This window comes from Rickettsia sp. TH2014 (assembly GCF_019249195.1).
GTDB lineage: Bacteria > Pseudomonadota > Alphaproteobacteria > Rickettsiales > Rickettsiaceae > Rickettsia > Rickettsia felis.
Genome location: NZ_MXAX01000112.1, coordinates 1 through 9,885, shown reverse-complemented (window position 1 = coordinate 9,885; position 9,885 = coordinate 1). Strand labels below are relative to the sequence as shown.

Here is a 9,885-nt window from a genome sequence, read left to right as displayed (position 1 = left end):
GCGTAACTGCAATATGGAGGCATGACCAAAAAATGTTATATAAAATTCTTAATAATAACTGTGATAGATATTCTGCTCTTGAAATGATTAAATCATATTTTAAGTTGAAAACTGCAAGATCGTTATCATATGAAGAACTTCAAAATGACGAGCAATTAAGCGAATTATTTGGAGCTCCTTTCAACTATTTTATTGATGATTTTATATCAAAATCTGATAAATCAGTTGCAGTAAATAAAGCGTTTAGTATACAAGGTGAACATAACAATACTCATAAATTATATGCGTTTTTAGAGAAAAATAAAATACCGGGCAAAACACATCAAATGCTTATATATATTAAAGTGCCTTATATAATGACTAAAGACGACGAAGAAAGCTTAAATACTTTCATACACTTGGCTAAGATAATGTAGATTTACCAAAAAATTAAGAAAGAAGAATAACTAATTTAAGAGTGAGCTTAATGAAGCTATAAACGAATCGTGACTGTTCATTGTCACCTGGTTCGTTTGACCAGTGTTGTTGCATGGCTCAAGAAAACTGCTGGGCGTCATTCCTGCGGAAGCAGAAACCATCATAAAACAAGATAACCTAAGCTTTAATTTCAAAAATTTGCTGTATTTATACTTTTTGTTTGGATTCCTGCTTTCGCAGGAATGACATAGTCACAGCGAATCTTACAAAAATTGAAACTGTATTTGTTAAGTTAAGACAGAATTATTTAAAGCTCGGTTTAGAATACCTAAACCGAGAAATAAATTACTACTTACCTAAAAGTGGATATGTAACATTTTTTAAGAATTTTCTTTTAATATAAGTACATACTAAAAATGTCAGTATGGTACTTGGAACATAGCGAATTATCGTAGGTAAATATCTTATTAAGGTCTTAGTTGAGACTAAGTCAGTAAACGGCGTACTTATGCTCTCTACTAACTCTCTACTTTTGGACCTTAAAGAATCTAGAGTACGATATCTATTTTTGTATTTTAAATAACATTTAACAGCTTCAATAACCATAGAAGATATAATAGAAATTATTCCGCTTTGCATAAGAAAATAAAATTCCATACTATCCGAACAATAACAATAATTAGCAATAATTATTAAAACTAAACCTAGAATATTAAAAAAATAGACAAATGGTTTGCCATAAGATTTCTCTTCTTGCTTAATGCTACTTTTTAATAATTCATATATTAGAGATTTTAACATTGAATTACCTATTTCATAAGAATAGCTAGCAACACGCCTGCACCAAAAGCGTAGGCGAGATTCCGCAAAGGGTGGTCACGTGTCGACTCACATAAATCCGCTACATTAGCTTTACCTTTATCTATTCCTTTATCTTTATAATGTTCCATAACGGATGATAAATGACCTAACTGCTCATCTAGAATATCTCCGGATTTACCTTTCAAATTACGTAATCTTGAAACTAAGCTTTCAATATCTTTTTTGATACCTTCGACATCTTCTTTAGCAGAGTTTGAATTTGATTCTTTCATAATTTACTCCTTTATTAGTTTACATTTTGTAAGCAAATTACTTTGCTTACAATTATAAGATACTCCTCTTGTAAACACTTTACAAGAGCTGAAACAATAAAAAAACCGAATCTAGTTTAGATTCAGCTAAATTTGATGGTTTTTTATTTCGTATTACTTCAACTTACTACCGAATGAAGAGACAATTTTATTAATTAATGATTCAATATTAATTGCTGATTGAGTATATCTTATCTCTTCATTAGCCGCTAAATTTTCATCATCATTACCAGGTACAATTGAAATATATTTACCTCCAAGTAACCCGCTGGTGACTACTTGGGCTTTAGAATCTTTAGGTATTTTAACATCATCATTAATATTTAGATATACACTTGCATAAAAGCTATTAGGATCTAAATTAATTTTCTTTACACTACCTATTTTTATACCTGAGATCATTACGTCGCTTCCAACTGCTATACCCTCTGCACTCTGAAAATTAGCAGTTACCTGATAACCTTTTGAGCTAGCTATAGAACTACCTGTTTTGTAGGCAAAAATCAAAAATAGTAAAGCAATAATTAATACTACAAAGCCGATAATTGTTTCAATAATATTTTGTTTCATTGTTTTTTTATATTTTATTAATTAATTACGGTTGCCATCTACTATATTTAAGATTTGATGTTTTAGGCGGCTTTTTAACTATTTTATTATTCTTTTGCCACGGGAAAAGCTGAATATTTTTCGGTATCTCATTTACTAAATGATGTAACCAAGCGTGCCAACTCGGCGGAATTTTTGTAGGTTCATTTACATTCTTATAAATAACAAACCTCCGTTGACGCCCTAAATAATCAATATTACGGCTTTCATAATATTGATTCAAAAATTCATCTTCTCCTACTTTTTTGTGAAAAAAAGTAATAAAAAACTTATCTATCCACGACATTTTAAAATTTCTATAGCAGTTTCTCTTCCTTGCACTGCAAGTTTATCGGCAGCAATATTACCGCTATTATTTGCATGACCTTTTACCCATTTCCAAATAATAGTATGTTTACTCAATTCTGCGTATAATTTTTGCCATAAATCGGCATTTTTAACGGGCTCATTGTTGCTTTTACACCAATTATTTTTTATCCAATTATGAATCCAAGAGGTAATTCCCTGTTGCAAATATTTACTATCGGTATAAATCTCAACATTACAAGATTTTTTTAAAATCCTTAATGCTTCAAGTGCTGCCGTAATTTCCATACGATTATTAGTCGTATCCAACTCATACCCAAATATTTCTTTGCTAGTATCATTAAATTGAAGCAAAGCACCCCATCCTCCAGGACCAGGGTTACCTGCACATGCACCATCAGTATATATAGCTACTTTTGAATCCATATATGGGCATTAACTAGGTTTAGGTTTAGAAGAGTTACGAAACTTATCTAACATTATAACATTTGGATTTGGAGATAATGAAGTTTTATAACTTTTATTACTACTTATTTCCTCTTCATATTGGTGATTTTCTTGTATATTTAACGACTGATTAAAAGTTAGACTGTAATTATTATTGGAATCAACAAAGCTAATAAGTGCATCAAAAGGTACATAAATTATTTCTTTAACACCGTCAAAACTTACCGTTAAGGAAAAACCGATATCATTTACTATTAAATTTTCAAACTGATATTGAAGTACTATTGTTATCTGTTTTGGATATGCCTGTTTAACTTTTGAAGGTAAAATTACCGCAGGGTTATCGGTTCTGTACGATATGTATATTAACTGATCCCAATATAAATTTTCATGCTGAATCTTAGTTAGAATTTTTTTTACAAATTCTAGCATATATTCATTCACAAATTTTTTATATTCAATATTCATACGAAAAAAATAAAATATACACTCTAAAAATAAAAATAGGTATATGAGTTATGTGAGGTTTTTCTGTTGCCCGGCAAACCCCCAGCCGCGTAGGCTTAAGCTGCAGCTAAAGCTGGAGCACCTACATAACGATTATTATCGTTTGCGTTTCTTTGTTTTGACCCATACGGCAAAAGCCATCGGCGGAATCATCCCGAGTAAAAGCAATCTTTTTATTAGGTACGTCGATCCTATTTCGCCCCCTCAAGATTTTGGTGTTATTCTTGTGTGGTTCGGTTTCTTCGTCATTGCGAGGAGCGAAGCGACGTGGTAATCTCGTCAAATTTCTTGAGATTGTCACGCTCCTTTCAGTCGCTCGCAATGACGGTTTGGCACCCACGCAGTAATGACATCGAGTATTGGTGGAGGCGTCGGGTACTGCCCCCGAGTCCGCAACCTCTATTCTAAATTACGTTTATTACTATAGCTATATTAGCACCAAATATTATGCCTTAATTTGATTAAAATGTAAAGGTCAAATAAGAATTCTAGATTTATATTTAAAATGGACTTATAATAAATTTTTAGAATTCTAAATTAAAAACTTAATTATGCTACCAAATCTTGGAATTATCGCAGGCAGAGGTTCATTACCTTACTTAATAGCAAGTAACTATACAAAGCAAGGCGGCAAGTGTTATATAGCGGCGATTAAAGACGAAGCTGATATAGATCAAATTAAAGATTTTGAATATAAGATTTTAAAAATCGGTATGGTTGGTGAAGCTATAAAATATTTTAAGGATAATGAGGTACAAAATATTATTTTTATAGGCGGAGTTAATAGACCGAATTTTAAAAATTTATCTGTAGATAAAATAGGTGGTTTATTGCTTTGCAAAATAGTTGGGCAAAAAATTCGAGGAGATGATAATTTGCTAAAAATAGTAGCGGATTTTTTTGAAAGCTACGGTTTTAAAGTAATTTCAAGTAACGAAATATATAAAAATCAACAATGTGATTCTAATATTATAACCGATACCACCATTACGAGTTCACATAAAAATGATATAGAGCTTGGAATAAAAATATTAAATCATCTAAGTCCATTCGACATCGCACAATCTGTTATAGTTAAAAATGGCTACATACTTGGTATAGAGGCTGCTGAGGGGACAGATAATTTAATAGCTAGATGTGCAAATTTGCGTAAAAAACCTTATGGAGGAATATTAGTAAAAATACCGAAATTAGGTCAAGATAACAGACTAGATATGCCAACAATTGGCCCTGATACTATAAAGAATCTTGCTAAATATAATTACAAAGGAGTAGCGATTCAGAAAAATAACGTAATTATAGTCGAAGAAGAATTAACTATAAAACTCGCTAATGAACATAAAATTTTTATAACAAAATGTTAGCAATAGGTATTACCGGTAGCTATGCTTCGGGGAAAACTTTTATTTTGGATTATTTAGCAGAAAAAGGATATAAAACTTTTTGTGCCGATAGATGTATAAAAGAATTATATCACGATTTAAGCGTGCAAACTCAAATCTTAAAATTACTCCCTGAACTTGAATCTTTCAATATCGGAAAAATCAGAAATTTAATCTACAATAACGACCTAGCTAGAGAAAAATTACAAAATTTTATTTACCCATTACTGATAGATAAACTCATTTTATTTAAAAAAGAAAATGCTAATTTCAAATTTGGCTTTGCCGAAATACCGTTGCTTTATGAAGCTAAATTTGATAAATATTTTGATTTTGTCGTAACAATATACTGCTCTGAAGAAATAAGAATGCAAAGAGCAATAACGAGAACTTCATTTGATATAGAGATTTATAATAAAATCAAAGAAATTCAACTATCACAAGAGAGCAAAATAGCAAAAGCAGATTTTGCTATAAATAGCGGCGTTGATATGTTAGACTTGGAAAAACAAATAGAGAAGCTAATTCTCGTCATTGCGAGGAAATTGTAAGCTTGTTGTATGGTACTTATGTCATTCCCGCGTAGGCGGGAATCTAGTTCTTTGTCATACCGCGACTTGATCGCGGTATCCAGTCTTTGTTAGTTTTTTTCTGGACCCCGTGGTCAAGCCATGGGGTGGACACCTAACATGCTTTACCCTGGATTCCTGCCTACGCGGGAATGGCATAAATCGAGCTACGCAACAATACCCGCCCGCAATGACGATTTTAAAAGAATAATAAAGGATTGGGAATGTCGAGTTTAAGAGAAATAATTTTAGATACCGAAACTACGGGACTTGACCCACGACAAGGTCATCGAATCGTCGAAATTGGTGCAATTGAGATGGTGAATAAGGTATTAACAGGCAGGAATTTTCATTTTTATATTAATCCTGAGCGGGACATGCCGTTTGATGCTTATAGAATTCACGGTATTTCCGGTGAGTTTTTAAAGGACAAACCTTTGTTTCATACAATAGCCGATGATTTTTTAGAATTTATCTCAGATAGCAAACTTATTATTCATAATGCTCCTTTCGACATTAAATTTTTAAATCATGAATTATCATTATTAAAAAGAGCAGAAATCAAACTTTTAGAACTGTCCAATGCTATAGACACTCTAGTTATGGCTAGAAGTATGTTTCCAGGCTCAAAATATAATCTTGACGCATTATGTAAAAGATTTAAAGTTGATAATTCAGGTAGGCAGCTTCACGGGGCTTTGAAAGATGCGGCATTACTTGCAGAAGTATATGTGGAACTAACGGGTGGTAGACAATTCGCTTTTAAAATGGTTGATAAATCTGTCGGAATAAATAACTTAACGGTTAATCGTGCAGATGCCCCAAAAAAAGAAGCCGGCATTGTTGTTAAACCTACAAAAGAAGAGCTACAAAAACATAAAGAGTTTCTTAGTAGTATTTTAAAAACTGCTTAGTAAAACGTCATTGCGAGGAGAGGCAAAGCCTCGACGTGGCAATCTCAGGAGTTTGATATTGTTTCATGAGATTGCCACGCTCTTTGTAGTCGCTTAGCTCATGACGATTATCAACATTCCTTAAACTTACCTATGAAAACAAACCTTGTTGTACTTATCACGTTTACAATACTTATTTCCTTAGGCTTTTGGCAGCTTAGCCGTTTAAAGGAAAAGAAATTATTCTTAGCCTCAATGCAAACTAACCTCACTTCATCTGCAATTAATTTAGCAGAAATTCAAGATAGTTTACCTTATCATAAAGTAAAAATTACCGGTCAATTTTTACCTAATAAAGACATATATTTATATGGTAGAAGGTCAATGTCGAGCGAAAAAGACGGCTATTATTTAGTTACTCCTTTTAAAACCATAGAAGATAAAGTTATTTTAGTAGCACGAGGCTGGTTTAGTAATCGCAATAAAAATATTATCACTCAAGCTACAAACGACCAACAACATGAGATTATCGGTGTTACTATGCCGTCTGAAAAAACTCGTAGCTACTTACCTGCTAACGATATAAAAAATAATGTGTGGCTAACTTTAGATTTGAAAGAAGCATCTCAAACCTTAGAATTAAATCTAGAGAATTTTTATATTATTGCGGAAGGAAAAGATATTAGCAATCTAGATATTTTATTACCTCTTTCAATAAATCATTTAGCAGCAATCAGAAATGACCATTTAGAATATGCCCTAACTTGGTTTGGTCTTGCTGTATCTTTAATAGTGATTTATATTATTTATAGGCGTAATGTTATTTCTGTGTAGGGATCAGTTTTCCGTCATTGCGAGGAAATTACGTAAGTAATTAACGAAGCAATCTCAGGATATTTAACGGGATTGCCACACAGCCTACGGCTGCTTGCAATGACGATTAGGGACGCATAGAAAAAAGAAAAAATGAGTGATCTACAACAACAAGCATCCGATCCTAATTATTCCGTTTGGGTATCAGCATCAGCAGGTACAGGTAAAACCAAAATCCTAACCGATCGGTTTTTACGTTTGTTAATAACAGGTGTAGAACCTGCAAATATTTTATGCCTTACTTTTACTAATGCTGCTTCTATAGAAATGCAAGCAAGAATTAATAGTAAACTTAAACATCTTTCTCTTTGCGATGCAGAAAAATTAGACAATGAACTCTTCTTAATGAGTGGCAATAAGCCGCTACCGCAAGAAATAGAAAACGCAAAAACTTTATACGATAAAATACTAAATAGTAATGAGTCTTTAAATATCTATACAATTCATGCGTTTTGTCAAAAAATCCTTAAAACTTTTCCTTTAGAAGCAGGTATCACACCGGAATTTAAGATTCTTGAAGAAACTAAATTACAGGATATCTTCCTAAATATCAGAAATGAAATCTACTTAAGTGATGAGCATAATGACTTAATTAAAATTTTGCTTAACCGCTTTCATGAAATAACATTGCAAGATATTTTTACTGAAATAATTGAGCAGAAAATTAAATTCAAGAAGTTATTTATAAATAAGCAAATTCCTAAAGAAATATATAATAAAAGATTAGCGTTAGGGGAATTAAATAATATTTACGATAAGGTAAAAAACTTATTTGCAGAATATGATTTGGAAATAGAACCGAAAGAAATTTTTTTTACCAAAGACGGAAAAAAACGTAAAAGCTTTTTATCGAAAGTATTAATAAGAAAATTTCCTAAATTATTGTTAGAGCTAGAAAAAATCACTTCTGAAATTTACCGATTAGATGAGCTGCGTCGCATAGAGGAGCTAGAATATTATACGAATTTACTTACTAAGCTTGCTCATATTATTTTAAAAAAATACGATTTCTATAAAGAAGAAAATAATTTACTCGATTACGATGATCTAATTTACTACACTGAGAAATTACTGAATAATAAAACTACACATGAATGGTTGCTACATAAGCTGGAGAGTGAAATAAATCATATTCTTGTCGATGAAGCACAAGACACAAGCCCCCAGCAATGGAATATTATTACTACTTTAATAACGGAGTTTAATGCGGCAAATAAGCCAAATAATAGTACCTTTATCGTTGGTGACGATAAACAATCGATTTTTAGCTTTCAAGGAGCGGATCTTCATAATTTTAGCTTAGTAAATGAGCAACTAAAAACAAATCTTACAAATGCTAATAAGAAGTTCAAAAATGTCACGCTTGAATGCTCATATAGATCATGTGCAGAGATTTTACAATTTACTCATAATGTTTTGAAAAATATAAAATCCAATTACCCTAGTTTATTCCTTTCAGATAACCCTTTAATATCCTCATTTCGTATACATCAAGGTCTAGTGACAATTTGGCCTTTAGTAACGAGTGAAAAACAAGAAGAGCTTTTTTGGGCATTGCCTGAAGATTATAAAAATTCTAAATCCGCCACTGATTTACTCATAGAAAAAATCATAAATTTTATACAAGAACAAATAAAAAGCAAAGAAATTTTGCCTTCTACCGCAAGCAGAATATCTGAAAAAGATTTCATGATATTAGTAAGAAAAAGAGACGAGTTTAGTAATAATCTGATAAAAGAACTTAGCAAAGCTAAGCTTAAAGTTGAGATAAGCGATAGAATTAACCTTAAGGAAAATCTAACGATAATGGATTTAATCTCGGTAGCTAAATTTGTGTTATTATCTGATGATGATTTAAACCTTGCCGGCTTACTAAAATCACCGATTATCGGCATGAACGAAAAACAATTATACGAACTTCTTGTAAATAAAACCAATAGTAGTTTATGGGATAATCTATCTGCTTGTGAAGAAATATACGCTAAGTTAAATTCTCTAATTGAAATTTATAAAATATCTACTGTTGAGAATTTCTTTGATTTAGTGGTGAATAATCTAAATTTACGAGAGATTTACGATGATGATATGATAAATGAACTATTAACATTAAGCAAAAACTATACAAATGATATAGATAATTCACTGCAAGGATTCATTGCTTGGTTTGAGAATAACGATATCTACATCAAACGTGATATGGAGCATTCAGACAAAATAAGAGTAATGACCGTCCATGGCTCTAAAGGGCTTGAAGCTCCTATCGTTATATTATGCGATTCTACTACTGTGCCGGTAAGTAGCAATAAATTTATTTGGGACGATAAAGAGGAAATGTTTTTTTCTGCTAATGCTGCGGACACACCCGCATTTTTACAAGATCTGAAAGAAGCTGAAAAATTAAAAGACTTACAGGAATATATGAGACTACTCTATGTTGCAATGACAAGAGTTAAAGACCGGCTAATTATATGCGGTTTTAGCAATAAAGCAGCCGCTCCTGAAAATTGTTGGTATGAAATAGTCAAGCAAACTTTTAATTAACAGCTGCTTTATTAAGGGCATTGCTAACTAAAGAGAGATGTCATACCGTGGCTTGACCACGGTATCCAGGAAAACAACTAAAAATACTAGATGTTTAGTATTTTTTTGGATCCCGTGAATAAATCACACAACTATCCAAAGTTAAAATGAACAAAAACTATTTAATAGTTAAAAATGTTATTTTTAACGTAAAACATTAAAAATACTA

12 protein-coding genes and 1 other RNA gene are annotated in these 9,885 nt (G+C 31.8%); 6 read left to right on the top strand and 7 right to left on the bottom strand.

Annotated elements, in window-relative coordinates:
• Nucleotides 1-416, top strand: a 416-nt coding sequence (locus tag KYQ89_RS02090; protein ID WP_218460204.1) for a hypothetical protein, incomplete at its 5' end; no start/stop codon positions are given.
• A 349-nt stretch (nucleotides 417-765) separates the two neighbouring features.
• On the opposite strand, the gene KYQ89_RS02085 is transcribed toward KYQ89_RS02090, so the two are convergent.
• From KYQ89_RS02085 to ssrA, 7 genes are all read right to left on the bottom strand, one after another.
• On the bottom strand, nucleotides 766-1,218 hold the full coding sequence (locus tag KYQ89_RS02085) for a hypothetical protein (protein ID WP_218460203.1): 453 nt from the start codon (nucleotides 1,216-1,218) through the stop codon (nucleotides 766-768).
• 8 nt (nucleotides 1,219-1,226) lie between these two features.
• Nucleotides 1,227-1,511, bottom strand: coding sequence for a hypothetical protein (locus KYQ89_RS02080; protein WP_218460202.1), 285 nt, complete (start codon nucleotides 1,509-1,511; stop codon nucleotides 1,227-1,229).
• Nucleotides 1,512-1,664: 153 nt separating this feature from the next.
• The gene (mlaD, locus tag KYQ89_RS02075; RefSeq protein WP_218460201.1) at nucleotides 1,665-2,120 is read right to left on the bottom strand and encodes an outer membrane lipid asymmetry maintenance protein MlaD; all 456 of its coding nucleotides are present in this window, start codon (nucleotides 2,118-2,120) and stop codon (nucleotides 1,665-1,667) included.
• 25 nt (nucleotides 2,121-2,145) lie between these two features.
• Nucleotides 2,146-2,445 (bottom strand): NADH-ubiquinone oxidoreductase subunit NDUFA12 family protein, encoded by a 300-nt coding sequence (locus KYQ89_RS02070; protein WP_218460200.1) that lies wholly within the window; start codon nucleotides 2,443-2,445, stop codon nucleotides 2,146-2,148.
• On the bottom strand, nucleotides 2,433-2,891 hold the full coding sequence (gene rnhA / locus KYQ89_RS02065; protein ID WP_218460199.1) for a ribonuclease HI: 459 nt from the start codon (nucleotides 2,889-2,891) through the stop codon (nucleotides 2,433-2,435). The genes KYQ89_RS02070 and rnhA overlap by 13 nt, the downstream gene beginning before the upstream one ends.
• Before the next feature lie 9 nt (nucleotides 2,892-2,900).
• The gene (locus KYQ89_RS02060) at nucleotides 2,901-3,380 is read right to left on the bottom strand and encodes an SspB family protein (RefSeq protein WP_218460198.1); all 480 of its coding nucleotides are present in this window, start codon (nucleotides 3,378-3,380) and stop codon (nucleotides 2,901-2,903) included.
• Nucleotides 3,381-3,431: 51 nt separating this feature from the next.
• Nucleotides 3,432-3,896, bottom strand: a transfer-messenger RNA (tmRNA) gene (gene ssrA, locus KYQ89_RS02055).
• 74 nt (nucleotides 3,897-3,970) lie between these two features.
• Between ssrA and KYQ89_RS02050 the strand changes: the two genes are divergently transcribed.
• From KYQ89_RS02050 to KYQ89_RS02030, 5 genes are all read left to right on the top strand, one after another.
• Nucleotides 3,971-4,783: an LpxI family protein gene (locus tag KYQ89_RS02050; RefSeq protein WP_218460197.1), complete on the top strand. Its 813-nt coding sequence runs from the start codon at nucleotides 3,971-3,973 to the stop codon at nucleotides 4,781-4,783.
• Entirely contained in the window at nucleotides 4,777-5,352 is a 576-nt protein-coding gene (coaE, locus tag KYQ89_RS02045) for a dephospho-CoA kinase (RefSeq protein ID WP_218460196.1), read from the top strand. Before KYQ89_RS02050 ends, coaE begins: the two co-directional genes overlap by 7 nt.
• 242 nt (nucleotides 5,353-5,594) lie before the next feature.
• Nucleotides 5,595-6,284, top strand: a complete 690-nt coding sequence (dnaQ, locus tag KYQ89_RS02040) for a DNA polymerase III subunit epsilon (RefSeq protein ID WP_218460195.1) — start codon at nucleotides 5,595-5,597, stop codon at nucleotides 6,282-6,284.
• A gap of 132 nt (nucleotides 6,285-6,416) precedes the next feature.
• Nucleotides 6,417-7,097 (top strand): SURF1 family protein, encoded by a 681-nt coding sequence (locus tag KYQ89_RS02035; protein WP_218460194.1) that lies wholly within the window; start codon nucleotides 6,417-6,419, stop codon nucleotides 7,095-7,097.
• A gap of 132 nt (nucleotides 7,098-7,229) precedes the next feature.
• Nucleotides 7,230-9,677 carry a UvrD-helicase domain-containing protein gene (locus KYQ89_RS02030; protein WP_218460193.1) on the top strand — a complete coding sequence of 816 codons (2,448 nt, stop codon included), beginning with the start codon at nucleotides 7,230-7,232 and terminating at the stop codon, nucleotides 9,675-9,677.
• Nucleotides 9,678-9,885: the final 208 nt, after the last annotated feature.

What these genes read in the sequence shown, in the direction of transcription:
- KYQ89_RS02085 (WP_218460203.1), bottom strand. Translation starts at nt 1,218, where the DNA reads ATGTTAAAATCTCTAATATATGAATTATTAAAAAGTAGCATTAAGCAA.
- KYQ89_RS02080 (WP_218460202.1), bottom strand. Translation starts at nt 1,511, where the DNA reads ATGAAAGAATCAAATTCAAACTCTGCTAAAGAAGATGTCGAAGGTATC.
- mlaD (WP_218460201.1), bottom strand. Translation starts at nt 2,120, where the DNA reads ATGAAACAAAATATTATTGAAACAATTATCGGCTTTGTAGTATTAATT.
- KYQ89_RS02070 (WP_218460200.1), bottom strand. Translation starts at nt 2,445, where the DNA reads ATGTCGTGGATAGATAAGTTTTTTATTACTTTTTTTCACAAAAAAGTA.
- rnhA (WP_218460199.1), bottom strand. Translation starts at nt 2,891, where the DNA reads ATGGATTCAAAAGTAGCTATATATACTGATGGTGCATGTGCAGGTAAC.
- KYQ89_RS02060 (WP_218460198.1), bottom strand. Translation starts at nt 3,380, where the DNA reads ATGAATATTGAATATAAAAAATTTGTGAATGAATATATGCTAGAATTT.
- KYQ89_RS02050 (WP_218460197.1), top strand. Translation starts at nt 3,971, where the DNA reads ATGCTACCAAATCTTGGAATTATCGCAGGCAGAGGTTCATTACCTTAC.
- coaE (WP_218460196.1), top strand. Translation starts at nt 4,777, where the DNA reads ATGTTAGCAATAGGTATTACCGGTAGCTATGCTTCGGGGAAAACTTTT.
- dnaQ (WP_218460195.1), top strand. Translation starts at nt 5,595, where the DNA reads ATGTCGAGTTTAAGAGAAATAATTTTAGATACCGAAACTACGGGACTT.
- KYQ89_RS02035 (WP_218460194.1), top strand. Translation starts at nt 6,417, where the DNA reads ATGAAAACAAACCTTGTTGTACTTATCACGTTTACAATACTTATTTCC.
- KYQ89_RS02030 (WP_218460193.1), top strand. Translation starts at nt 7,230, where the DNA reads ATGAGTGATCTACAACAACAAGCATCCGATCCTAATTATTCCGTTTGG.